The organism is Thalassotalea sp. 1_MG-2023, assembly GCF_030546745.1.
In the GTDB taxonomy this organism is placed as follows: domain Bacteria; phylum Pseudomonadota; class Gammaproteobacteria; order Enterobacterales; family Alteromonadaceae; genus Thalassotalea_C.
In genome coordinates this window covers 1-24,206 of the sequence record NZ_JAUOPD010000024.1, presented here as the reverse complement: position 1 = coordinate 24,206, position 24,206 = coordinate 1, and the positions used below count along the sequence as shown (strand labels likewise).

The 24,206-nt window shown below is 38.6% G+C and carries 21 protein-coding genes and 2 tRNA genes; 10 read left to right on the top strand and 13 right to left on the bottom strand.

The annotated features are described in order from the left end of the window. Nucleotides 1–83 precede the first annotated feature (83 nt). From Q4489_RS15170 to Q4489_RS15150, 5 genes are all read right to left on the bottom strand, one after another. Nucleotides 84–1,601 carry a parallel beta-helix domain-containing protein gene (locus Q4489_RS15170; RefSeq protein WP_303481831.1) on the bottom strand — a complete coding sequence of 506 codons (1,518 nt, stop codon included), beginning with the start codon at nt 1,599–1,601 and terminating at the stop codon, nt 84–86. 1 nt (nt 1,602) lies between these two features. Next, nucleotides 1,603–2,784: a cytochrome-c peroxidase gene (locus Q4489_RS15165; RefSeq protein ID WP_303481829.1), complete on the bottom strand. Its 1,182-nt coding sequence runs from the start codon at nt 2,782–2,784 to the stop codon at nt 1,603–1,605. Nucleotides 2,785–2,843: 59 nt separating this feature from the next. Further along, nucleotides 2,844–3,464: a c-type cytochrome gene (locus Q4489_RS15160; protein ID WP_303481826.1), complete on the bottom strand. Its 621-nt coding sequence runs from the start codon at nt 3,462–3,464 to the stop codon at nt 2,844–2,846. Nucleotides 3,465–3,626: 162 nt separating this feature from the next. Continuing rightward, nucleotides 3,627–4,682, bottom strand: a complete 1,056-nt coding sequence (locus Q4489_RS15155; protein WP_303481824.1) for an AraC family transcriptional regulator — start codon at nt 4,680–4,682, stop codon at nt 3,627–3,629. Nucleotides 4,683–4,809: 127 nt separating this feature from the next. Beyond that, a complete protein-coding gene (locus Q4489_RS15150; protein WP_303481822.1) occupies nt 4,810–7,419 on the bottom strand; it encodes a TonB-dependent receptor in 2,610 nt (869 codons plus the stop codon). Between the two features lie 328 nt (nt 7,420–7,747). Here Q4489_RS15150 and Q4489_RS15145 point away from each other — a divergent pair, with 328 nt between their 5' ends. Genes Q4489_RS15145 through Q4489_RS15135 form a run of 3 tightly spaced genes read left to right on the top strand, consistent with a single transcriptional unit; the run spans nt 7,748 to nt 10,085 of the window. Then, nucleotides 7,748–9,175, top strand: a complete 1,428-nt coding sequence (locus Q4489_RS15145) for a DNA-3-methyladenine glycosylase 2 (protein WP_303481819.1) — start codon at nt 7,748–7,750, stop codon at nt 9,173–9,175. Between the two features lie 5 nt (nt 9,176–9,180). Beyond that, nucleotides 9,181–9,651, top strand: coding sequence for a methylated-DNA--[protein]-cysteine S-methyltransferase (locus tag Q4489_RS15140; protein WP_303481816.1), 471 nt, complete (start codon nt 9,181–9,183; stop codon nt 9,649–9,651). Nucleotides 9,652–9,701: 50 nt separating this feature from the next. Continuing rightward, nucleotides 9,702–10,085 carry a hypothetical protein gene (locus Q4489_RS15135; protein ID WP_303481813.1) on the top strand — a complete coding sequence of 128 codons (384 nt, stop codon included), beginning with the start codon at nt 9,702–9,704 and terminating at the stop codon, nt 10,083–10,085. Nucleotides 10,086–10,148: 63 nt separating this feature from the next. Here Q4489_RS15135 and trmB read toward each other — a convergent pair whose 3' ends face one another. Continuing rightward, the gene (trmB, locus tag Q4489_RS15130; protein WP_303481810.1) at nt 10,149–10,871 is read right to left on the bottom strand and encodes a tRNA (guanosine(46)-N7)-methyltransferase TrmB; all 723 of its coding nucleotides are present in this window, start codon (nt 10,869–10,871) and stop codon (nt 10,149–10,151) included. A gap of 157 nt (nt 10,872–11,028) precedes the next feature. Here trmB and Q4489_RS15125 point away from each other — a divergent pair, with 157 nt between their 5' ends. Then, nucleotides 11,029–12,978, top strand: a complete 1,950-nt coding sequence (locus tag Q4489_RS15125) for a methyl-accepting chemotaxis protein (RefSeq protein ID WP_303481807.1) — start codon at nt 11,029–11,031, stop codon at nt 12,976–12,978. 9 nt (nt 12,979–12,987) lie between these two features. Beyond that, the gene (locus Q4489_RS15120) at nt 12,988–13,695 is read left to right on the top strand and encodes an outer membrane protein OmpK (RefSeq protein ID WP_303481804.1); all 708 of its coding nucleotides are present in this window, start codon (nt 12,988–12,990) and stop codon (nt 13,693–13,695) included. A 32-nt stretch (nt 13,696–13,727) separates the two neighbouring features. Here Q4489_RS15120 and Q4489_RS15115 read toward each other — a convergent pair whose 3' ends face one another. Further along, a complete protein-coding gene (locus Q4489_RS15115) occupies nt 13,728–14,066 on the bottom strand; it encodes a YggL family protein (RefSeq protein ID WP_303481800.1) in 339 nt (112 codons plus the stop codon). A 140-nt stretch (nt 14,067–14,206) separates the two neighbouring features. Between Q4489_RS15115 and mutY the strand changes: the two genes are divergently transcribed. Both mutY and Q4489_RS15105 read left to right on the top strand, forming a co-directional pair. Next, nucleotides 14,207–15,301 (top strand): A/G-specific adenine glycosylase, encoded by a 1,095-nt coding sequence (gene mutY / locus Q4489_RS15110; protein ID WP_303481797.1) that lies wholly within the window; start codon nt 14,207–14,209, stop codon nt 15,299–15,301. A gap of 104 nt (nt 15,302–15,405) precedes the next feature. Then, a complete protein-coding gene (locus Q4489_RS15105) occupies nt 15,406–15,816 on the top strand; it encodes a VOC family protein (protein WP_303481795.1) in 411 nt (136 codons plus the stop codon). A gap of 24 nt (nt 15,817–15,840) precedes the next feature. Here the strand turns inward: Q4489_RS15105 and Q4489_RS15100 are convergent, their stop codons facing one another. The 6 genes from Q4489_RS15100 to Q4489_RS15075 all read right to left on the bottom strand — a co-directional run bounded on the left by Q4489_RS15100 (nt 15,841) and on the right by Q4489_RS15075 (nt 23,187). Next, nucleotides 15,841–17,139 (bottom strand): PAS domain-containing sensor histidine kinase, encoded by a 1,299-nt coding sequence (locus Q4489_RS15100; RefSeq protein WP_303481793.1) that lies wholly within the window; start codon nt 17,137–17,139, stop codon nt 15,841–15,843. Next, entirely contained in the window at nt 17,139–18,473 is a 1,335-nt protein-coding gene (locus Q4489_RS15095; protein WP_303481791.1) for a sigma-54 dependent transcriptional regulator, read from the bottom strand. Before Q4489_RS15095 ends, Q4489_RS15100 begins: the two co-directional genes overlap by 1 nt. Before the next feature lie 153 nt (nt 18,474–18,626). Next, nucleotides 18,627–19,832 (bottom strand): ABC transporter permease, encoded by a 1,206-nt coding sequence (locus tag Q4489_RS15090; RefSeq protein WP_303481788.1) that lies wholly within the window; start codon nt 19,830–19,832, stop codon nt 18,627–18,629. Between the two features lie 10 nt (nt 19,833–19,842). Beyond that, entirely contained in the window at nt 19,843–21,156 is a 1,314-nt protein-coding gene (locus Q4489_RS15085) for an ABC transporter permease (protein ID WP_303481786.1), read from the bottom strand. A gap of 17 nt (nt 21,157–21,173) precedes the next feature. After that, nucleotides 21,174–21,887 carry an ABC transporter ATP-binding protein gene (locus Q4489_RS15080; protein WP_303481784.1) on the bottom strand — a complete coding sequence of 238 codons (714 nt, stop codon included), beginning with the start codon at nt 21,885–21,887 and terminating at the stop codon, nt 21,174–21,176. Nucleotides 21,888–21,924: 37 nt separating this feature from the next. After that, nucleotides 21,925–23,187 carry an efflux RND transporter periplasmic adaptor subunit gene (locus tag Q4489_RS15075; RefSeq protein ID WP_303481782.1) on the bottom strand — a complete coding sequence of 421 codons (1,263 nt, stop codon included), beginning with the start codon at nt 23,185–23,187 and terminating at the stop codon, nt 21,925–21,927. 293 nt (nt 23,188–23,480) lie between these two features. On the opposite strand from Q4489_RS15075, the gene Q4489_RS15070 reads away from it, so the two are divergent. From Q4489_RS15070 to Q4489_RS15060, 3 genes are all read left to right on the top strand, one after another. Continuing rightward, nucleotides 23,481–23,753: an oxidative damage protection protein gene (locus Q4489_RS15070; protein WP_303481780.1), complete on the top strand. Its 273-nt coding sequence runs from the start codon at nt 23,481–23,483 to the stop codon at nt 23,751–23,753. A gap of 208 nt (nt 23,754–23,961) precedes the next feature. Then, nucleotides 23,962–24,037: transfer RNA gene (locus Q4489_RS15065), tRNA-Phe, on the top strand. A gap of 94 nt (nt 24,038–24,131) precedes the next feature. Beyond that, nucleotides 24,132–24,204: transfer RNA gene (locus Q4489_RS15060), tRNA-Thr, on the top strand. Nucleotides 24,205–24,206 lie beyond the last annotated feature (2 nt).

The following is a 24,206-nucleotide window of genomic DNA, read 5'->3' as shown; positions in this document are numbered from 1 at the left end:
CATGTAGACCTAGGTAATTGCTAGGGTGTAGCAGTAAGAATAATAGCAGCGCTTAACTTGCTATTATTCTTACTTGATTGTATTTAACGAGTAACACTTAGCAAGTACTTAGCAACCGCTAATCGAGTGTCTTCATCAAGGTAATCTTGTGGTGGCATTTCTGGATAATCGTCACGTTTTTTCGTTGGTTTCGCAATCCAGTCAGCTAACCCTTGAGGGTTATCCATATATAATGCTTGAATGATTTGAATAGGTGGACCAATCATACGACCGGTATAAGTGTGACAACCTGCACAAATGCCCATATAAACAACTTTACCACGTTCTGAAGGGTCTATATCGCGAGCGGGTACAGGCTCATCAAGAATATAACTATCAACATTCGCTGTATTTGTGAAATTACATTCTTGCCAGTTTTTAACACCTACGGTTACATAACGGTGACGATTAATAATACAACTATCTCTGCTTGTTCCTACACGTACAATATCTGGGTTTCCTTGCTTGAACTCTGTCAACATTAAGGCTTTCGCTTCATCAATGGTATCGTAGCCATTATTAACCATTAAGTTATCTAAAATCATCACCTTATCAGGTGAGGGATCAGACTCAGGATCAATCGTTGTGTTTGGTGCATTCTGGTGGTCTGTGATAACGATACCAGCGGTTTTATTACCTGATATAATATTGCCTTCAACGATCACCTCATCTGCAGCCATGATCAAAATACCAGTTCCTGCTGGAATACCAGCCACCGTTGAGCCCGGAGCACCAAAGTTGGCCGTATTGTTGTTGACGATGAAGTTATGACGAATAATGACGTCAAAAGTTGTTTTTATCGGCAAACCGGGAGTGATAAAAGCAAGTATCCCTCCCGTATTGTTATGTACATAGTTATTTTCAACTATTGCATGACGTGAATTTTCTATTTCAATCCCTGCAACACTATCAAACACCTCATTATGCGCGACATGAATATTATCACTCATACCGACATAAATAGCGGCATCTTCAATACCAGAAATTATATTATGCTCTACAATACCGTTCTTACCTAGCTGTGGGAATATGCCGTATACCCCCGTATCAACAATGATATTATTTCTGATCTCAAAGTTATTACCAGCCTGCCCCATAATGGCGTTGCCTTTATATTTTGTGATCAATAAGTTCTCAACAACAACATTATTTCCAGAGTACAAAATAGCGTCATTAAGTTTTCCTTGACCGTCTAACGTAGCACGTTTTCCTTGGTCTATTACACCAACAATGCGTATATCGTCTTTATCGATATAAACAGTTTCATGGTATGTACCTGGCATGATTTGAATAGTGTCGCCTGGTGTTGCGTTTTTAACTGCTTCCATGATCAAGTCGCCGGGCTTAATCACATGTGTTACACCTTCTACAGTACGGGCTGCAACAGCACTTTTATTCGCATTTTTTACCAAAGTATCAGTTGATTGGTCATAGCCACCTGAATAGCTAGCACCACCGCTACTACTAGTGATCGTTGGTGATTGCTGATTACTGCCAAAATACATACCACCGGCAAATGCCCCTACCACTAATATAGCGCCTAATATTTTACCTGAGCTCATATTATTCCCCATTGCCTATTGCTGAGTTTTTGTTGTTTTGTTCTGTCATAGTTAATTGTTGTTGATACTGTTGATCGACTACCGGTAAACCAGAAGGCACCGATGTTGGAATTGCAGGTGATAAGCTTTCATCTGTTAATGTGCCTAAGAACTCAACAATCAGTTGAATTTCTTCTTTTGTCAGATTCGGTTCCCAAATGTGCCAATGCAGTTGTAAAGACTCTTCCTCTGGTACTGCGTGCCCCCTACCTTTGGTGTAAAACTCTACCGAATCGAATAAATTATCGAAGCCACCTGAATGCATATAAGGCGCTGTTTTAGTGATATTTCTCAAAGTAGGTACTTTAAAACCCCCACGCAGTTTTTTCGCGTTAAATGTTATTTCTGCGCCGGCATCAAATGGCATACCTTCAGGCTCAGGTGTACCTATTACTGCAACTTGATTATTGGTAAAAAGAGGCGGTTGATGACATTCAGCGCACCTTGCTACAAATGAACGAAACACATTCATTCCTGCTATCTCTCTATCGCTTAACACATGATGTGCACCATGTGCGTATCGATCGTAACGGCTATTTAGTGAAATTAGTGATGATTGAAATGCCGATAGTGCACGTGTTATTTGCACTAACGAAATATTCGTTGATTGCGGATAAACACGTTTAAATAATGCCCGATACACTCTATTAGCATTTATATCCTGTAATAAGTTGGCAGGGTTATTCCCCATTTCTTTGGGGTCAAACAATGGCCCTATGGCTTGTTCTTCAAGCGTTGTTGCACGAGCATCCCAAAAGAATTTATCTAGGAAGGCAACGTTCCATAAAGTTGGAGCAGAACGCGATACTTTTTCACCTGATACACCAATACTGCGATCCCGTTGATCGCTAAAGCCTTTATCAGGTTGATGACAACTTGCACAAGATAAAGAGCCATCTTTTGAAAGCAACGGATCAAAAAATAAATAACGACCTAAATCAATCTCAGCAGGTGTAAAGCCATCACGATGCTTGGGCAAAGCGGTTTGAGTACCACCAACCCCACGTCCTTGTACTGAATTATAAAATTGATACAGATTAACCAGTCGGCAAGTACCATCAGCTGACTTTTCGAAACTCGGCGGACAATCTGACTTCAATATAAAATCAGTTTTTTTACCCATTACTTGAAAACTCACGTTCATGAACAAAAAACTAATTATGAACAAAAGCGTATGTATTACACAACGTTGGTTTATCATGGCTATTGCTGACTAATAAAGAACAAAATATCTTTCAGTTCTTTTTCATTCACTGTTTTTGCCATCATAGCCATTTGGCGACCCAGCTTATCATCAGCATGAGTTCCGCGAACGCCTGAACTAAAGTAACGCATTTGTTTCGATAGATATGAACTATGTTGCCCTGCTAACTTGGGGGCATTAAACGATTTATTACCTTGTGCTTGTCCGCCATGACATGCACCACATTTTGCATGATAATATCGGCTGCCATTTTTTAAATCGCCTGATACTTGTGATACTGCTTTTACTTGAGGTAAGTTAGCAATATAGTGCGCTAATGCAGGAACGTCCTTGTTCAAATCTAGCGGTTTACTGATCATCACCATTTGCTGACCAGACACATCTTCTGGATGCTGGCCACGTTTTCCCGACGCATAATTATTAAGCTGCCGAGTAATATAACTTTCAGATAAGCCCGCAATGGCTGGCGATGAAAGCGCAGTATTACCTTGGCCATTATCTCCATGACAAGCAATACACTGAGCATAAACTGCGGGCGCTTCGTTAGCTGCTGCTGTTGGAACAATTGCTATTGAAAGTAGCCCTAATATTAACATTTTAAAAAAAGATAACACGCGCATCGCAACCCAATAGTCATTAATTATGGTCTTAACTATAGGGATGAAGAGCTATGGAGTCTGACGAAATGTGAAAAAAAGCTGAGTGATTCTAAAATGGGTACACGAAATATTAAAAAAAACTCATAACTAACTGTTATTTAATACATTTTATTTGGGTGAATTTTACGTTGGTTCATCATTAAATACGTGTTTTTTTCGATATTCAGTTGGTGTCATGCCATGTTTTATCTTAAAAGCTTTATTAAATGAGCTTAAACTTCTAAAGCCACTTTCCAACGCTAAAGTTAAAACTGGCGTTGTTTTAAAGTTGTTTTGAGTGAGTTGTTCACTCACCTCTGCAATGCGATAGTAGTTCAAAAAATCATTAAAATTACGATAACACAGTTCACCGTTGATCAAATTTCTGAGTTTATATTCATGTATTGATAAATGCTTCGATAAACCCGCTATGGTTAAACCATCTTGTCGGTATAATTTATCTTGCTCCATTGATTGGAGAATTTTTTGAATCTCCTTAGATTCTACCGACACCTTTTTCTGTAGACTTACCGCCTTTTCGGGTATATCAAAGAGACTGGCGCTTTTTAACTGGAAAAGAACATAATTAACAGCGGTTGTTAACATAGCAAGCAATAACCCTTTAAAATACGCTAGTCCTTGCCACTCAATCTGTAATAACTGCTCTAAGATAATCACCATAATGATATAAAAGCCAGCAGCCGTGATCACGCCGCCGCGAATGTATCGACGGTCTTGCACTAAATCGTTTCGCCATTGAACGGCAGAAATGAATAATGCATGACCAATTAATACAAGTTCTAATAGTAAAGCTCCGTACTTTATTAAGCCGTGAATCGCTTCAAATTGGCTAAGTGAAACGCTAAATGCTAACTCAAAAAGCTTTGCAGTTAACGGCACCGCAAGCGTTAATGATGCAACAACATATTGCCAAGATTTAATAAACTTCTGTTCGCCAAAAACACTAATGCTAACCAACCAAAAAACGCCTGGTAGTGCATTACCGCCCATATGCCCTAGCCACCATAACAAGGTGTTATTTTCAGATGAAGCATAGACAGAACTTAACAAGTAGCCGCTACCGCAGAACATCAGTAGGATAAAAAGTTTAATCGGTGTGCTGCGATGACGAGTAGCAGATAATAGCAATGCACACATTAGCATCTGTGTTAGCGCAACATGAAAAAAAAATGTGGTCATGGAAGATTGTCTATTTGTTTTTCTACAGTCTAATCAGTAATTAACTGAATGAAAAGCTTTGTTATTTAAATACTAAAAAGCCGCATAGACAAACTATGCGGCGATATAAAAGGTTTTGTTTAGCTGGTTAAAATGAGTATTTAAAATCAATACCTGCCTCTAAGCCACGATTTATTCGTCCCTGAGGTGTGCCAAGTACATCAGCGGTTAAACCACCAATACTTAACATGTAACGATTATCAAGTAAGTTTTTACCCCACAAACCTATTTCATAAGTATCGCTCGCATCTGACCAAGAAACTCGTGCGTTAAGTAACTCTTCATCTTCAAAGTATTCGTCAACAGCTAACTTATAACTTTCTAATCCAGCGATGTCTTTGTTGGTATTTTCTCTAAAGACATAGTCAACATGAACATTGGTATGGCCAGTGCCTATGTCAGGCATCCAATTAAAAATAAAGGTGTAATTCTTTGCAGCCTTTGATGATGTTTTAGTGGCGACTACTAAGTCCCCTTCACCATTATAAAAGTCAGGTGAAGCGTTTTCAGTAGAGCGAATTTCTGTCACCATGCCTAACTGCACTGAATCAGACATTTTCCAACGAAGATCCGCCTCGAAACCTTTTATTTTTCTATCTTCATTAATAATAGTCGGTATAGCTTGAGAGCTTTCTGGCGCTTTTGAATCTATGGAGCGTTGTAAGTTATCAAGCGCTAAATAATAAGCACTTAAGTTAGCAATAAAACTTCCGCCTAACACTGCTTTATAGCCGAACTCTATGTTAGTGGTATCTTCAGGTGCAAACGCAGAAGTGCTAGGCGCTAATGAATCAAAACCTCCTGATTTATAACCAGTAGAGTACGACGCAAAAATCATTTGATCGTCATCTAACTGATAGCTTGTCACCAAGCGTCCCGTTACTTTGTCCCATTCATCGGATGCAGCAAGGTCTACGTTCGGGAAAACCAAGTTTCCAACACCTGGGCGAACGGTATTAAAGCTATTTTGCGGGATCAGCCAAGTGAAATCTTTTTTATCTTTGGAATAACGTAACCCTGCGATTATGCTCCACTTATCATTAATTTTGTAATCAACATCAGCAAATACCCCAAAATTAGTAAAGTCACCTGTATTGTTGACTGTTTCTTCCCAAAATTGGCCACCTAAGCCAGGGCCAAATATTTCAGGAAAGCCTAATTGCATTGCAACAATATCATAAGTGACATCACCGGTAAGTGCTACCACATCAGGCGTTAGTGGCATTCCAGCCATACCGATGGCAGCCATAATATCATCAGCAAACCCCAATGCATTTAACGCGCCTGACCACTCGTTTGTATCCCAAATATGCGTCATTGGGAAGCCAGAAAGTGCATACAAACTATCAACAGCGCCAGCAAAAGTAACCCCTGGACCGAATGCTGCTTCGGCATGTGCATCAGTGTTGCCGCCAATCATCGAAACAAGCTCTTCTGCTACACCACCTTTTATAAAGGCATTGACCTCTCCGGTCACTAAGCGGGCCGCTGTATCAGTCGTCATGTTCAGTTCAGTGGTCTGGTGTACTTTTTCTTTTGAGTATGAGAAACCAGCAACAGCATTTATGTCGCTTGATACGTAGTTAACTTGTAACTCATTATAAAAAATATCTGAATCTTCGTTATTTGAGGTATCAAAATAACGAGTATTATCACCTGTACCATCTTCGTCTTGACGATTTTCAGTTTCCCAGTCACGGAATGCCATAACGTACTTCATTGACCAATGCTGATCGAATTCGTGCTGTAACTTGGCAGTAACACCGTACATGTCACGCGCTTCTATCCCGTTACGTACGTCATTTTCTGCTTTTGATGAAAACGGCGTTTTCCCAGCGTTATAAGCATATTCACTGACACCTACAGCCATAGGAGGCCCTTGTTCTAAATCATCCCAGTCGTAAGCAATTTGAAAGCTAGTCGCAGATGATATATCCCACAATAATGATACACGCGCAGCTCGATGGTTTTGTTCGCCAAGATCCCATATTTTATGATTATCATTCCAATCTGGTTCAGCAACATTTTTCACTACGCCATCTTGTGATACATCTAAAATATTGGCACGCAAATAAACACTGTCACCTAGCGTGACATTAGCCATTCCTTCAACTTTTTGTAAATTATCAGTACCTAGGGTTGCTTTTAAAAAGCCCTCGTTTTCATCTCTTGGCGATTTAGGTACCATATTCACCACACCCATCGCTGCATTTCTACCAAATAGCGTTCCTTGAGGGCCCTTTAAAACCTCAATACGTTCCATATCAGAAAACAACACATTTTGCGCAGCTCTTGGCATATACACATCATCATAAAAGGTTGCCGTAGAAGGGTCTCCACCAACACTAATATTCGGGCTTGAAATACCACGCATTGTGATGCCTGCTTGCGTCATATTACTGTCAGAAAAGTCAAAGCCTGGAATAAATTTATCTACCTCTGATAAAAGAACTGATCCTGACTCTTTAATGAGTTTTTCACTTATCGTGCCCACTGTTACAGGTACTTTTAAGATATTTTGTACTCTTTTTTGCGCATTTACCGTTACCACTTCAATATCACTGGTGTCGGCTTTCTCTTGTTGTGCAAAACCTGTTGTTGTAATAAAGAACGTGGAAGCTACTGCTGTTGCAATTAAGCTTCTACTCGTATTGATTCTGTTATTACTCTTTTTTGCGGCTCGATTAAGTTGGCCCATGTTGCTCTCCCCTTTGTTACCTTTTATTGGTAATTTTCATCAACATCATTTGTTGTCATTTTTTTTATTGTCTCTTTGACTATATGGCCGTAATAATTCAAAAGCTTATCAAAAGATAAAAAACACTGACGAATAATTAAAAACGCCTGAGTCATTCTTTAAAATAGTGCGTTTAAATGAACCTTGTTAATATTGCAGTTAAAAGACTCTACAAAAATTGCTATTAACTTTTACGCAATCTTTTTTACATTGATGTCCGATTATCGCGAGAAAATCCTTTATGATGCGATATGCTTATTCGAAAGTTTCCTTAAAAGGTTAAAACATTTTGGCGTTAGATATTCATACCTGTGAACAGGCTCGTTTAAGTAGAGATGCTAGATTTGATGGCAAGTTTTATACTGCCGTACTAACCACAGGTATTTTTTGTCGGCCTATTTGTCCAGCAAGGCCCCCAAAACCAGAAAATGTTCAATATTATCTCAGCGCAGAACAAGCACAACAACAAGGCTTTGTACCTTGTAAGCGTTGTTTTCCTGAATTAGCTCCGGGTCGTGTGCTTCCCACTCACTTAAATAAACTGCTTGCTAACTTTGATTACCACGAAGATAACTTAGCCACGATAGCGGAAAAATTTAACATCAGCACTCGGCAATTACACCGACTTTTCAAACAACATTTAGGTATATCACCAAGTCAATATTTTCAACATCAACGTTTGTTATTAGCTAGGAAATTAATAAAAAACACACAATTATCGCTAAGTGATATTGGATTTGCCAGTGGCTTTAAAAGCATTCGACGTTTTAATGAAGCAATAAAACAGCAATATGGCTGCACCCCAAATTCTTTGCGACAACAGGTAGAAAAAACGTCATCAAAAACCATCGAAATTTTGCTACCTTATCGTCCGCCATTTGACTGGTCGTTAATGCTATCGTTTTTTCAACATCGACAAATCATAGGAATGGAGCATGTCACTAGCCGTTTTTACGCTAGAAATATCACCATCGAACAATGTACAGGTTGGCTTAAAGTCTCGCAACATAAACACAAACATGCATTAATATTACAAGTTTCATTATCTAACTATCGCTACCTAAATGAAGTCATACAGCGCGTTCGTAAAATGTTTGATTTAGATGCTGATATGTCCTTGATCCACCAAGCTCTGCGAAAAACACCTGCATTAGCAAGCGTGATTTCAACATCGCCTGGCCTGAGGTTACCTGGCTGCTGGGACATATTAGAGTTTTCAATACGCGCAATTTTGGGGCAACAGGTTTCGGTAAAAGCAGCCACTACATTAGCAAAACGCATTGTAAAACAATATGGCGGATACAATGCGGAATTAGCCGAAGAAATAGCATACAGCTTTCCCTCACTCACCCTTTTAAAACAAGCAGACTTTAACGACATTGGATTAACGCAATCACGCAAAAATACCCTCTATACTTGGCTACATTTTTTTGAAGAAAATAAGGAAACTTTTAACACTTACCAATCTATAGAAGCATTAGAGAAACAACTTTGCACGTTAAAAGGTATTGGTCCTTGGACCGTTAACTATATTGCTATGCGTGGTTTGAGTGATCCTGATGCATTTCCTAGCGCCGATTTAGGTATTATCAAGGCTTTAACGCAAGAACAACAAAAGCCAAGTAATAAAGCCATATTAGCACTTGCTGAATCTTGGCGCCCATGGCGTGCTTATGCCGCTATCTATTTATGGCATTCTCTGGCTAAAAAGGATTAATAAATATGTACTACACCAAAACACAATCACCCTTTGGCGATATTATTCTTACGGCATCAACGCAAGGCTTAACTGGTTTGTACTTTACAGAAGGAAATGCAGCTTCAGTAGAACTCAGCACTTATAAAGAAAATAACGATCATTTTGAGCAATCATTAACACAGCTAAGAGAATACTTTTCCGGCGAAAGAAAGACTTTTGATCTAACACTTGCGCCAAAAGGTACTAATTTTCAACAGCAAGTATGGCAAACACTTTGCTCCATACCTTGCGGTGAAACAAAATCATATCGCTGGTTAGCAGAGCAAATTAAAAATCCTAACGCCGTGAGGGCAGTCGGAGGTGCTAATGGAAAAAACCCAATCGCACTCATTATTCCTTGTCATCGCGTGATTGGTAGCAATGGCTCATTAACGGGTTATGCTGGTGGTTTATCGTTAAAAGAAAAGTTACTAAAATTTGAGGGTGCTATTTAACTAAAAATGCTTTATTTTATCGCCATGAATAAGTAGTAACCTGGTTTTTGATGGAATTAATCATAATTATTGCCGTAGCAGTGCTTTGCTGGATGTCATGGCAACTGTGGCGAGCGAAACAATTTACCGCTTTTAAAGGTTTTTTATTTTCAGATATTAAACCTCTTGTTGCAGCAAATATTGAACAACAATTAGTCGAGCAACGCTCCAATATTTATCCAAATAACGCTATTCATATTCAAGCCGCTACAGAATATTGGACTAAACATGCCAGTCGCATATTACAATATGCACTCGCAGAAGAATTGATAACAGAACAACAATTAAAACAACAAGGCAGATACCGCTTCTGTCAGCACTTATTTCATATTGAAGCGAATCACATGCATGTATATCAAATGTCTAGTGAGGAGCCAACGAATGGGAAAAGCTAGGTCATTTTTTTGAAGAATAGCGGCAAATAACATTGCCGCTTTTTTACAATAACTAGAGAGCAGTTACGTTCGTTTGAACTGTAAATCCCACACGCCGTGCCCTAAACGATGGCCACGTTGTTCAAACTTAGTTAATGGTCGGTTATCTGGGCGAGGAATATAATCATTGGTTTCAGATAAATTTTTATAGCCTAGTGATGATTGCATATCTTCTAACATACATTCTGCATAGTTTTCCCAGTCTGTTGCCATGTGAAAAACGCCACCAATCGCTAACTTTTGACGAATAGTTTCAACAAATTCAGGTGAAACAATACGGCGCTTATGATGTTTTTTCTTATGCCAAGGATCAGGAAAGAATAACTGAACGGTTGCCAATGATTCATCAGGAATACAATCAGCTAATACTTCAATAGCGTCATGCTGATACACTCTTAAGTTTGTGACTTCTTGCTCTTTTGCTAAAGCAATACATGCACCAACCCCCGGACGATGAACTTCTACACCGATGAAGTTTAATGACGGCGCATTTTTTGCCATTTCAACTAATGAAGTGCCCATGCCAAAGCCAATTTCTAACACCACAGGGTTATCATTGCCAAAAACAGATTCAAAAGATAATAAACCGTCTTCATGATTTAAGCCCATCTCTTGCCAATACAAGTCTAATGCAGCTGCTTGGCCTTTGGTTAACCGCCCTTCTCGCTTTACGAAGCTACGTACTTTGCGAATGTATTTACCTTCTTGCTCGGCTTGTTCAACAGTCTTATGAGTTCTTTCTGTCATCACGAATTATCTTTGGTCACGCTAAAATTACGGGCGCATATTATCTACGTTTATCTATTTAAACACAAATAGCTTATTTTATTTTATTGCTAATGATGAAAATTTCAATTTTTCAGCAATACTTAAAGAATAACAATAACTTCTATAGAGCTTTCCGATGAACACCACTCACTGGCTACGTAACGTGTCAATTAGACGATTGCTGATCGCCGTTATAACCCTATCACTGATCACCTTGTCATTACTGAGCATTTCTTTAAATAATTATATTTTTAGCGACCTTTTCCAAGAAAATATTGAACAGGATTTATTACCCAATCAACTCGATAAAGTTAAATATAGAATTAGAGAACAACTAAGTACTCCATTAACGCTTTCCAAATCAATAAGTCAAAACCGTTTTTTGCTCGATTGGGCCATTAATGGAGAACCCGAAGAACAGCAACAAAACGTAATCGATTATTTATCCTATTTACAATCAGAAAATAATGCATTAACCGTTTTTTGGGTGTCTAACATTAGTCAAAATTATTACACTCAACAAGGTATTTCCCGACAAATAAGTCGTCAAGACGACCCTTGGTTTTATCAATTTTTACAAAAAGATGCTCCTTTTGAAATTTCATTTGATGTTGAAAAAGGCACAACAAAACTTACCGCTTTTGTAAATTACCGTGTTAGTTACCAAGGAAAAAATCTTGCCATTGCTGGCTTAGGGTACGGTGTTGATGAAATAAGTGCTGATATTTTATCGAATAAAATTGGCGAGAGTGGTTATGTTTTCGTTACTGATGATCAAGGTGAGGTGATTATTCATCCAAAACTATCATCGTTGTCGCAACGAAACCTCAGCAATTTTGATGGCTTTACTAGCAAAGCAGGTAAATTATTAAGTAAAAATGACGGATATGTTTTTGATACGGTTCATCATCAAGGTGAACAGTACTATGTGGCAAGTGTTGGATTATCAGAGCTAAATTGGAAAATTATTGCCATGCTGCCACGCTCAGAGCCTTTATCAAAGGTATATTCAGCGTTAACTAAAACGGCGTTACTTAATTTAATTATTGTTGCTGTTTTCATTTTTTTAATGGTGCTACTTGCTAAAAGGATCACCAAACCGATCGTTGAAATTAGCCAGCGTCTTATTGAAATGGCCGGAAAAGGCGGTGACTTAACACAGAATCTTGATGATGAACGTGGTGATGAGCTTGGTCAACTCGCCAAAGGGTTTAACGCTATTCTCAGTAAAGTGCGTGAAATCATGATCGAAATTAAACAAACTGAACGCATTATGACCTCTTCATTTAATCAATTAAATGACATGGCAAGCAACGTTAACCAGTTAGTCATTAATCAACAATCGGAATCAGACTCAGTTGCTACTGCAACTAATGAAATGAGCCATAGTATTCAGGAAGTCAGTGAACTTGCGACCAACACGGCAACCAAAACCGAAGGCTCTGAACAACAAATAAATTTCTCAAATCATCAAGTTGATGAAACTAGCCAGGTTATGCTCCAGTTACAAAAAAGTAATATGAGCACTCAAGAAAAAATCACTCAGTTAGCCGACCAAACACAAATGATCAGTTCTGTGGTTGATACCATTAGTAGCATATCTGAGCAAACAAATTTACTTGCGTTAAATGCTGCTATTGAAGCTGCCCGAGCAGGTGAGCAAGGTCGTGGGTTTGCGGTTGTTGCCGATGAAGTACGTACTCTTGCAGGCAGAACACAAAGTTCAACACAAGAAATAAATGATGTTATTCAACGATTACAACATCAAGCTAATGAAACCGTAACAGCTATGAAAGCGAATACTTCTTTAGTAAGTGAAGGTTTAGAGAAAACTAACGAAGCCAAAAAAGTACTCGGCGAAGTTGTGATTGATATCAATGAAATTACCGCAATGAACACGCAAGTTGCTACCGCAACCCAAGAGCAATCTAGTGTCATCAATGAACTCAATGAAAATGTTACTCGAATTGCCGATATGGCGATAGAGATCTCAAGCTTATCTAATACAACAGCAGATATCATTAACGAATTAGATCATCAAAAGCATCAGCTTGAGCAATTAGTTGCTCAGTTTAAAACCGAATAGGAAATCACTATGAAGCAACTGTTTACATTCATGCGCAATTTAACCAAAGCAAGTGTTCTTTTTGCAATGTTCGCTTCTGTGCAAGCCAGTGCGGAAACTTTATGGTCAGATTACAGCGTCACCCTACTGAAAGGTAACCATTACGAAGTCGGTGATAACGACCGCACTGTCTTTACTTTTGAGCATGCTGCTGGGTACAGTTGGGGGGATAGTTTTCTATTTGTCGATAGATTACATTCAAATAATGGCGACCGCGAAACCTACATTGAAATATCACCACGCTTTCAATTATCTTCTTATCAAAATACCCTGTTCGAAAATATTTATTTAGCAACCACCGCCGAAGCAGGTGATGGTTTTACTAATTATTTAGTCGGTCTAGGCACTAATATTAAATTAGCTAACTTTTTGTATTTTAAAACGAATGTTTATTATAAAAATAACGATTTTGGAGATAATAACATTCAAAGCACTATAAGTTGGGCTGTGCCAATAGGTCCGTTAATGTACGACGGTTTCTTAGACTATATGACAGCAACCGATAATGCCAATGCGCAGATGAATTTCACTTCTCAATTAAAATATGATTTAGCGCCAGCATTAAACCTTAAATCAAAATTTTATGTTGGCATTGAATATGTACATTGGGACAACAAATTTGGTATTAAAGGGGTGGATGAGCGAAATGTTAATTTACTTTTGAAGTATCATTTCTAACGTTCACTCATCAATTTGGTGGGTGTTGCGTACTATTCAGCCCACCACACATCATATAATGGACTAACAGAAACAGAAACAGCGCCGTTTTCTTTCAGCCACTTTTCGACTATGTCTCTGTGTGTATCAGTGCAACTACCTAGTTTTTCGGTACACACCAAGCCGTGCCAAATAGTGTCACCTTCACCACCAAAGCCTAGCTTGTTTGGTTGAATAACTTCAATAAAGAACTTATCAATAAAATTATCGATGCCTTCTGAATCAGTGTCTTCAGGTAATTTCCACGCAACATCAAAACCAAATTCTTGATATTCATCTACCCTAAGTTTTTTACGCAACCTTTTTGAACGATTTTTAGCTTGAAATTTCATGGTGATCCTTAATAGGCTATTTTTCGCCAAATATAGTGGTTAGGTATTAAAAAGTCCACCAAAGTCGATAAATGTAAGTAAAAACTTTCTTCACTGAAATCACTGGCTTTCGTGCTCAATTTCGCTACACTGACGCCCCTATGACGCAAAGTATTACGATTTCTTCAACATCAGCAACTGACTTTAGTAATGCAGTTGTAAACTGGTACCACAAACAGGGTAGAAAACACTTACCTTGGCAGCAGAACAAAACCCCGTATAGGGTTTGGATTTCTGAAATTATGTTACAGCAAACACAAGTAGCAACTGTGATCCCTTTTTATCAACGCTTTATGGAAAGCTTTCCTAATATCACTGCCTTAGCAAATGCAGAGCAAGATCTTGTACTGCACCATTGGACTGGCTTAGGTTATTATGCTCGCGCAAGAAACCTGCATAAAGCAGCGCAAATCATGCGGGATGAATACAACGGTGAATTTCCTCAACATATTGAACAGGTTATTGCACTGCCTGGCATTGGACGCTCTACAGCTGGCGCAATATTAAGTTTGGCATTAAAACAACACCACCCGATACTCGATGGTAATGTTAAACGTGTACTATCGCGCCATTACATGGTCGAAGGGTACAACGGCCAAAGCAAGTACGAAAAAACACTATGGCCGATTGCTGAAGTATTAACGCCAGCAAAACATGTTGATGCTTTTAACCAAGCAATGATGGATTTAGGCGCAACACTTTGCACCCGTTCGAAACCAGATTGCCCCCACTGCCCAATTACAACAACTTGTTTAGCCAACGCTAGTAACGAACAACAGCATTTTCCACAAAAAAAACCTAAAAAGAAAGTACCTGAAAGATCAGTCACTATGTTGGTATTAAAACAAGGAGAGAAAATACTGATGATAAAGCGCCCACCTAGCGGAATTTGGGGCGGTTTATATGGTTTTCCTGAAACAAAAACGATAGACAATATTGATAACGAGTTAATAGAATTAGGCGTAAAAGCTATTGAACAACGCACACTTACTGCTTTTCGTCATACATTCAGTCATTTTCATTTAGATATCACGCCAATTTTAATTGAGTGCCAGCCTAAACAGCATGAGTTACGTATTTCAGAAAGTGAATCTCATTTATGGTACAACATAGCAAGCCGTGACACCGTAGGTTTGGCAGCAGCTAGTTGTAAAATACTTGATGAAGTTCGTGAGCTATACCATGCTTTAACCTAAGCTAACTTTACTAGCAACTCGTTTACAAAGTATTTGATAGTAATTAATTTAATCACGATAAAACTTATAAACTCTCACTCGAACGTTCAACAGGTACTGCTAACATGTTAAAAATAAAGGCGATTGATCACATTGTTCTTCGTACTAACAAACTTGATGAAATGTTGCACTTTTATTGTCAAGTGCTTGGTTGTCAAATAGAACGCGAAACCGAAGATAACTTAGGATTAACGCAGTTACGTGCAGGCAATGCATTAATTGATATTGTCACAATTGATAGTGAGTTAGGACAAATGGGTGGAGCTGCTCCATCTGATAGCGGCATAAACGTTGATCACTTTTGTTTACAACTTGAATTGATCAGCGAGCAAGCCATAGAACAACACCTTAAAAGCCATGATATACCTTTTAATGGCTTTGAACGCCGCTATGGCGCGCAGGGTTTTGGTCAATCTGTATATATTGAAGACCCGCAAGGAAATACCGTTGAGCTTCGCTCAACTCAAGTACAATAAAGCTAAAATTGTAACATCAAGCATTTATTTTATAGGTATGCTCACCGATACAGCAAGGCCTCCACCAACGCGGTTATGCAAAGAAATTTTACCATCGTGTGCTTCTATAATTTCTCGGCAAAGCGCTAATCCTAAACCGGTTCCAGACTGCTTAGTAGAATAAAACGGGATCAAAGCATTGGTTAATACTTGCTCTGACATACCTGCGCCACGATCATTAATTTCAAATATTGCTTGTTGACTCGTCACCGTGATATTTAAAGATACCTGCGACAACGCAGAGCCTGACTCTTGCGCATTTTTGATTAGGTTGATCATCACTTGCTCTAATTGACTAGGGTCAAACATGATTTCAACATTGGCAATTTTTTCAGGCACATTAAATTCTAGCTGTGTCTGCAATTGCTCAACAAAAGCCTTTATATTAATTGGTTCAAGCCTTGGTGTCGGTAATTTTGCAAACTTTGCGTAACCGCTTATAAAGCTATTTAAGTGATCGATTCGCTCTTTAATGGTGTCGAAAATTAACGGTAATTTATTATCTTGGTATTTTTTCGCAATCAATTGACCTGAATGTGTTACCGAAGAAATTGGCGCTAATGAATTATTAAGTTCATGGCTGATCACTCTGATCACTTTTTTCCATACAGCAACTTCTTGTCGATTCAATTCACGCGTCATTTGTTTTAACAAAAATAACTGGTGCCCTTTATTGTTGAGCAAAAAGTCGCCTCGTGATAAATGCCATGTTTCGCTATTATCTTGCTCTTCAATAACAAATAAACCATCTTGGTGCTCTGTTATCGCTTGGCATAGCGTTTTTGGCCAGCATTTCATTAACTGGGTTAATTGCTCCCCTTCCATTCGCTTACCTTGATTTAAAAAGTGACGCGTTTCACTATTTGAATAAACAAAATAATCATCGTCATCAACCAAGAACATCATAATAGGCGAGCTTTCAATCACTTTATCTAACAATAGTTCTCGTTGATAAATACTTTGTTTTTCTGCGCGCAACTTGTCTGCGACATCATTATATAAATAACATAATTCGCTCAATTCATCGGTGCCTGTAATGGCTAAACTGTTAGAAAATTCATTATCTTTAAAATTTAACAGTCCCGCCTCGAGTGCGATGATCTTATTTTCAATAAAGGTGAAAAAATAATGCACGATAGCGACAACAAACAAACCACTAAAGGTTAACACTAGCAATAGTAACAGCCAGTCGGAGGTTGATAAAAACAAAAATAAAAGACTATTTGAAAGCCAAGTAGCAACGAGCGCCGTAGCAATTAATCGCCCTTTTAACGAAGTGAACATTACTTGTTGATCCCAAACTTTTCCATGCGGCGATAAAAAGCCTGTCGACTTAAACCCAATGATTTAGCAGCGCGAGAGATAACGCCTTGGTGGTCAGTGATAGCTTGTTCAACCATGTGCTGGGTGATTACATCTTCTGTTTGATGAGATGATTGCATAACATCGTTATTAAGGCCAAAATCTTCTGGTAACCATTCCTCTGATTTAGACAGTAACATAGCGCGCTGACAGGCATTTTCTAATTCTCGAACATTACCAGGCCAAGGATGCGCTTCAAGTATATGTGCAGTTACTTTAGGCATCACCTTACTGTTCTTTGTAAAATGTTCCACTAAAGGCAGAATATCATCGGTACGTTGGTTTAATGCAGGTAGTTCAAGGCCTATGACATTGAGGCGATAAAACAAATCTTCACGAAAAGTGCCTTGTTTAATATCATGAGCAAGATTTGCGTTAGTGGCACTAACCACTCTAACGTCAACTTTTATTGTTTCATGACTGCCTAAACGTTCAAATTCGCCAGTTTGTAACACACGTAATAACTTAATTTGCCCAGAAAGCGATAAATTACCTATTTCATCTAAAAAAAGTGTGCCACCATCGGCAGCCTCAAAACGACCTATACGGCGTTTATTGGCTCCTGTATAAGCGCCTGCTTCAGCGCCAAAAAGCTCGGCCTCCATTAAATCAATGGGAAGCGCACCTACATTCACTTTAATGAAAGGTTCTTTGTTACGTAATGAATTTGCATGAATAATGTCAGCAATTTTTTCTTTGCCTGCACCGTTTGGGCCAGTGATCAAGACGCTAACGTCTGATTTTGCAACTTGAATACTCATATCAATCAAACGCTGCATATTGGTACTTTTAAAAATTAACCCACAAAGTTTAGCAGCGCTTAAGTGCGATTCACGTTCTCTACTTTGATTCATTAATGCTTGAGAGGTTTGACGCACTTCATAAAGTTCAATTAAATTATTAATCGTCACTAGTAGTTTTTCATCATCCCATGGCTTTGCAAGGTAGTCTGCTGCGCCATGTTTAACAAGCTCAATAGCGGTTGTTAAATCTGTCCATGCGGTGAGTAAAATAATCGGTAAATCGGGTAACATTTCTCGCATTTGGTAAAATGCTTGCTTTCCTTCTTCACCACTGGTGGTGTCTTGGGTAAAGTTCATATCAAGAATGACTAATGCAATTCGCTGATAATTGAGTATTGGCATAGCCTCAGCAGGACAACTTGCCGTGACAACTTGATAATCATGTAATTCTAATAAAATGCTTAACGCATTACAGACCGACGGATTGTCATCGACAACTAATATTTTTTCCATAAATCAGTTTGTTACCTTAGGTTAACTGGGTTACCAGTAAGAATGTTAGCCTAGCAAATTCAACGGTTGAATTACATTAATATTCATATCAATGATGGTTAATTTACTTAAAAGCATTAGTGATAAGCACTAATGCTTTTTGTACATTCTAAATTATACCGAACGGGTTGCAATTGCTGGCGAAATTTTTGACGCCTTCAACGCGGGTAAAAATACGGCTACTTCTATCACTAGAATTATCCCAACTAATGTTGCAGCAATATAATTAAAAGAAAGAGCCTCTGAAGAAAAATAGGTCATCAAATAGTTATTTAGCACAAGTGCTAAAATAATACCTAACACGATTCCTAAGCCAGCTATCATGGCACTTTCTGTCATAAAGTATCCTTGAATATCAGCGCGACTAGCACCTAGTGCTCTACGTGTACCAATTTGTTTTTGACGGCGATTAACATTAAAAATTGTCATACCTGCTATACCTAAGGCGGTAATAAAGATTAGTACTGCAATAATAACCATCAACATATTGGTCATCAATTTATCACGTTGATAACTCGTCGCTTTCATCTCAGCGATGGTAGATGCTGTATTAATCACGCGACGATTTTCTAGTTTCAATAGAATATCTTGCACGTTTTTGATCATGGTATCAGCTTCACCAGGTTCTACACGAATAGCAAAACGGATAAATTGCTGGTTATAAAGAACAGGTAATAACACTGTTTTTTCCACTAACGATGAATGCACCCAAGGCCCTTGCATTTTGTCCATAATGCCAACAACCTGAAAAGGTAAATCGATACTATAAATGTATTTTCCTAAAGCATCTCCGTCTGGAAAAAGTTCATCTGCTAACGCTTGTGTAATGATAGCTACTTTTGGTGCATCTGCGCCGCTATTTCGAAGTACTAATTCATCGGGGCGAAAGCTTCTGCCTTTGGTGATTTGTTGATCGAATACTTGTGTAATATTTGAGTTACCGGCGAAAACACCTGCACCAGACGTTAACGCTCCCTCCATTTCAAGCTGATTTCTAAAACCCCAAGAGTCACCACTGCCAGAAAGCGGTAATTGATTTATACCAGTTGCCTCAACAACGTAAGGTAATTCCATAATTTTTTGTTGATCTACTTGTAATTGCTTAGTGATATCAACGTCTTCATCATAGAAATACATTGAAAAACCAACAATTTCCGTTTCAGGAATACCACTATCGCGCTGCATATCATCGATACGCTCTTTAATAATAAAAGCTGCGTTACTCACGATTGCTAACGTTAGCGCTATTTGCATAATAATCAAAACAACACTGCTTTTGTTTCGCATCATGGCATTAAAAATGGGAGAAATATGTAACATAATGCAGCTCCTATTGTGTTTTTAAATAAATTGATGGCAATGTAGTACACACTCGCCATGCTGGGTAAATACCCGCTAAAACTGTTGCGCTAACGGCAATGATTGGCGCAGCTAAAAACATGGTGATATCCATTGAGGCAACAAAATCAAAACCATCAAAGTTATTTTTCAATAGCGACAAACCAAAATACGCAAACGCTAATCCAAGTAGTCCACCGAGCAAACCCAGCATGCCTACCTCAACTAAGTGCTGTGCAAAAACTTGTCCACGACTTGCCCCTAATGCTCTTCTAACACCGACATGCGGCGCATTTCGTAAAAACTTAGCAAGTAATAAACCGATACTATTGACTAAACACACCACTAAAAACATAAAGCTAACCGCAACTAATACATAAGAATCATCACCAACTACATCGTTATAGTCTAACCATTGTTGAACATTACGAATAATACCCTTCGCATCGTCACGCTCAAAACGCGCTAGTTTTTGTTGTTGGCTAACATACCCTGATAAAAACTGTGAAAATTTGTCTTGGTCTTTTTTCGTTGGCAGTTCGGCCCAATATTGTGTCCATAAGATTTCAGAAGCGAGTTTTTCTTGATAGTTATTAACGCGCTCTTCTTTCCAGCCATTATTATTTCCCCAAGATTGTAATTCATAAACGCTGGATAATACGAAGGGAATAAACAACTGCTCACTGCTTTGAAATGCTCCATTGTTAACATCATAAAATTTAGGTTTTGGTTGCCATGATTCTGTAATACCAACAATTTGATAGGTCGTTGCATTTAAGAAAATCTCTTTACCTGTGTTGTCACCGCCACCAAATAACTTGTCATTTAATTCTTCACTGATCACCACTTGAAAGGTAGGATTTTCATCTACGGTTTTGCTCCATGGTCCACCATATAAAAAATTAACATCGAACATTGAAAAGAAATGACGTGTAGTAACACGGCTTGAACGTAAAACAGGAGCAAATTCAGGGTCAAGTGTACGTACAGAAAAACCCGTTTTATACATTGGTGTATGCTTAAGTTCAGGTAATGCTCGCATCAGGTTAGTTGCATCTTGATAGGTTAACTGTTCAGGCACATTGTCTGTAGTACTCCACGTAGAACTGCTACCCGTTGATTGCAACTGAACTGCAAATAATTGATCCGACTTTTCACTTATCGGATTATTGCCCGTCATGTGATTTAACGTTAACGCGGTCATTGAAATGCCAATGCCACAGGCAATGGCTAGCACCATTAACAGCGTAGTGCCTATAGTGCTTTTTAAACTTTTTATTGCAAGTTGTATATAATAGCTAAACATGCTTTTTCCTTAGCCTTTTAGGCGATTGCTTCCTGTTCGTTCGCGGTTGCACCACCTTGATACATGGTAAAATCACACAATTGACCATCAACAATCTGGATATTACGTTCTGCTCTGCGTGCAAGTTCTGCATCGTGCGTTACCATGACGATCGTAGTGCCTTGCTTGTTTATTTTTTCTAGTAGCTCCATCACTTGTTTCGCCATTAAACTATCAAGATTACCGGTTGGTTCATCGGCTAATAAAAACTTAGGTTCACCGGCTAATGCTCTTGCAATAGCAACACGTTGCTGTTGACCACCAGAAAGTTGTGACGGTAAATGCTTCATTCGTGACGCTAAACCAACAAGCTCTAGCGCATGTTCAATTTTTTGCTTTCGTTCTTTAGAGTTAAAGCCGCGGTAACGCAACGGAACATCTACATTTTCAAAAAGGTTTAAATCAGGGATCAAGTTAAATCCCTGAAATATAAAACCAATTTTTTCATTCCTTAAACGAGATAACTCTTTGTCACTTAGACCAACAATACTTTGTCCATCTAGCTGATAGTCACCTGAAGAAATATTTTCTAATAAACCGGCAATATTTAAAAATGTGGTTTTACCAGAACCAGAAGGCCCTGTAACCGCAATAAATTCACCTTCTTTGACGGTTAAATTAAAATCCCGTAACGCGTGGGTTTGCACTAATTCCGTTTGATACACTTTATTAATATCTGACATTACTAACATATTGTTTTCCTTTTTTGATTTTTAGTTATCAACAAGACTAATAAAGCAAGACACGCGCTTTATCATCAAAGAGTTCTAGGCTTGAAATGACTAAAGTGTCACCTTCTTTCACGCCGTTTTTAATTTCAATATGACTCATACTGGTTGCGCCGCTTTCAATGGCGATTCGTTCAGCAGAATCATTACGCACCAAGTAAGCTAACTTTCCTGCTCCGCTTTGATAAAACTGTCCTCTGCGTACCATTAATACATCTTCTTTTTGCTCCAAAATGATCCGCCCGCTTACCCGTTGGTTTTGCCTTAAGCCAGCACCTTTTGTTTTATCCATACGCACTCTTGCTGTCACTTGACTACCTATAACTTCAGGTGAAATTGACGCTAATTGGCCGTATAACGTTTTACCTGCCATGCTTACTTCTACTGTCATTCCCAAACCAAGTTCATCCGCATAAGCTTCCGGTACTTGTAACTCAGCTTCATAGGCAGATAAATCAACAATCATCATTAATGAATCGTTGTTATTTATTTTGGCCTTTTGTTCAACCAACCAGTTGCCAACAATGCCGCTAACAGGTGATAAAATATCAAGTTCATCAACTTTTCGTTGTAACTCAGCTAAACGCTGTTGCTCTGCTTTAAGTTCTAATGCTTTGTTTTCAACTTCAAATGCTAGGGTATCTATAGCTAAAGTGGCTTCTTGCTCGGCATGCTGAGTACGTAAACGTGATTTTGCGAGTTCATCTTGTGCTTGTTCAAAGTCAATTTGGCTAATAATATTGCGCTCAATCGATTGGTTAGCACGGCGGGCTTCACGTTCTGCGGCTGCTAAATCAACTTTAGCTAATTCTAACTTTTGCTGATACTCAAGCTGTTTTCTGCGTGAAGCGAGTTTTTCTCGATTTAATGCCGAGCTCAATCGCTGAACTAAGGTTTTTTGCTGCCCTAGGGTTGCCATTAGTTGAGGGCTATCTATGACCGCAACTGATTGCCCTAGTTCAACCATATCTCCGGGTTTAACTTTTAATGTTACTAACCCCTGCTCAGGGCTATAAACTATCGGCGCATTGGCTGCCACTATTTTTCCTGAAGCGACAATATCTCTTAATAAATCACCGCGCTCTACTGTTGCTAATTTCAATTGGTCACGTGCAATACTTTTGTCTGCACTTAACCAAGAAGATGTCGCTTGCCAAGCAATGAACAACATCACGCCTATAATGGCAATATATGTAAATTTCTTTACTTTATTTGAGCTTTTTGAAACGACTTGCGTATCTTGTTGGCTAGTATCCCTGATCATCAATCATCCTCATTTATCAGTACTGACTTGATATTGCAGACAACGTACCATTTTTATAACTAACTGTTTAAAAAGAGCTTTAATTAATAGTCGCTATATAATAAGTGTCCGCGGACACCTAACTTACGGACACATTTATTTTTTGCGGACAAACGGACACCCTACAAAACGCACACCCTTTTCACTTTGCGTTTAAACATTTACAGTTTCACAAGCACACGATAAAGCAGGAAATTTTAGCTTAATAACGTTATAATGCGCCCAAATTCGATACACCTTGATAGAGAACAATTATGAGTAGAATGGTTTTTTGCCAAAAATTACAAAAAGAAGCGCCAGGTTTAGCCTTTCAGTTGTATCCAGGAGACGTTGGTAAACGTATTTTTGAAAACATCAGTCAAGAAGCGTGGACCGATTGGCAAAAAAAACAAACAATGCTTATTAATGAGCACAAAATGAATATGATGAATCCTGACGATCGTGCTGTGTTAGAAAAGTCGATGGTAGATTTTTTATTTAATAATATTGAGCCGAATATTGAAGGTTACACACCAGAGAAAAAATAAACATGGTTTTAAATTATAGCTAATACTATTAATTCAATTAGCATTAGCTATAATATCAACCGATATTCGCTTCAAATGACAACAATACGAAGAAAAAAGCACCAAACAAACATTTTTTGAAAAAAAAGTGTTGACGCAAGAAACGAAAAACAGTTTAATACGCCCCGTCTTCAAGACAACGCGGTGAAAGCCCAAGTTTTGCAAGTACGCCCAGATAGCTCAGTCGGTAGAGCAGGGGATTGAAAATCCCCGTGTCGGTGGTTCGATTCCGCCTCTGGGCACCATCATTTTGAATTAGTGATATGTTGATAACAATCATTAATTCGGTGCCAAGGTAAATAATTCTTAGAATGTATTTATCGCACACAGTCTTTGTGTGCCGACTTAGCTCAGTTGGTAGAGCAACTGACTTGTAATCAGTAGGTCGCCAGTTCGACTCCGGCAGTCGGCACC

Bases quoted from the DNA above. Each gene is read 5' to 3' on its own strand.
- Q4489_RS15170 (WP_303481831.1), bottom strand. From the start codon at position 1,601: ATGAGCTCAGGTAAAATATTAGGCGCTATATTAGTGGTAGGGGCATTT.
- Q4489_RS15165 (WP_303481829.1), bottom strand. From the start codon at position 2,784: ATGAACGTGAGTTTTCAAGTAATGGGTAAAAAAACTGATTTTATATTG.
- Q4489_RS15160 (WP_303481826.1), bottom strand. From the start codon at position 3,464: ATGCGCGTGTTATCTTTTTTTAAAATGTTAATATTAGGGCTACTTTCA.
- Q4489_RS15155 (WP_303481824.1), bottom strand. From the start codon at position 4,682: ATGACCACATTTTTTTTTCATGTTGCGCTAACACAGATGCTAATGTGT.
- Q4489_RS15150 (WP_303481822.1), bottom strand. From the start codon at position 7,419: ATGGGCCAACTTAATCGAGCCGCAAAAAAGAGTAATAACAGAATCAAT.
- Q4489_RS15140 (WP_303481816.1), top strand. From the start codon at position 9,181: ATGTACTACACCAAAACACAATCACCCTTTGGCGATATTATTCTTACG.
- Q4489_RS15135 (WP_303481813.1), top strand. From the start codon at position 9,702: ATGGAATTAATCATAATTATTGCCGTAGCAGTGCTTTGCTGGATGTCA.
- trmB (WP_303481810.1), bottom strand. From the start codon at position 10,871: ATGACAGAAAGAACTCATAAGACTGTTGAACAAGCCGAGCAAGAAGGT.
- Q4489_RS15125 (WP_303481807.1), top strand. From the start codon at position 11,029: ATGAACACCACTCACTGGCTACGTAACGTGTCAATTAGACGATTGCTG.
- Q4489_RS15120 (WP_303481804.1), top strand. From the start codon at position 12,988: ATGAAGCAACTGTTTACATTCATGCGCAATTTAACCAAAGCAAGTGTT.
- Q4489_RS15115 (WP_303481800.1), bottom strand. From the start codon at position 14,066: ATGAAATTTCAAGCTAAAAATCGTTCAAAAAGGTTGCGTAAAAAACTT.
- mutY (WP_303481797.1), top strand. From the start codon at position 14,207: ATGACGCAAAGTATTACGATTTCTTCAACATCAGCAACTGACTTTAGT.
- Q4489_RS15105 (WP_303481795.1), top strand. From the start codon at position 15,406: ATGTTAAAAATAAAGGCGATTGATCACATTGTTCTTCGTACTAACAAA.
- Q4489_RS15100 (WP_303481793.1), bottom strand. From the start codon at position 17,139: ATGTTCACTTCGTTAAAAGGGCGATTAATTGCTACGGCGCTCGTTGCT.
- Q4489_RS15095 (WP_303481791.1), bottom strand. From the start codon at position 18,473: ATGGAAAAAATATTAGTTGTCGATGACAATCCGTCGGTCTGTAATGCG.
- Q4489_RS15090 (WP_303481788.1), bottom strand. From the start codon at position 19,832: ATGTTACATATTTCTCCCATTTTTAATGCCATGATGCGAAACAAAAGC.
- Q4489_RS15085 (WP_303481786.1), bottom strand. From the start codon at position 21,156: ATGTTTAGCTATTATATACAACTTGCAATAAAAAGTTTAAAAAGCACT.
- Q4489_RS15080 (WP_303481784.1), bottom strand. From the start codon at position 21,887: ATGTTAGTAATGTCAGATATTAATAAAGTGTATCAAACGGAATTAGTG.
- Q4489_RS15075 (WP_303481782.1), bottom strand. From the start codon at position 23,187: ATGATCAGGGATACTAGCCAACAAGATACGCAAGTCGTTTCAAAAAGC.
- Q4489_RS15070 (WP_303481780.1), top strand. From the start codon at position 23,481: ATGAGTAGAATGGTTTTTTGCCAAAAATTACAAAAAGAAGCGCCAGGT.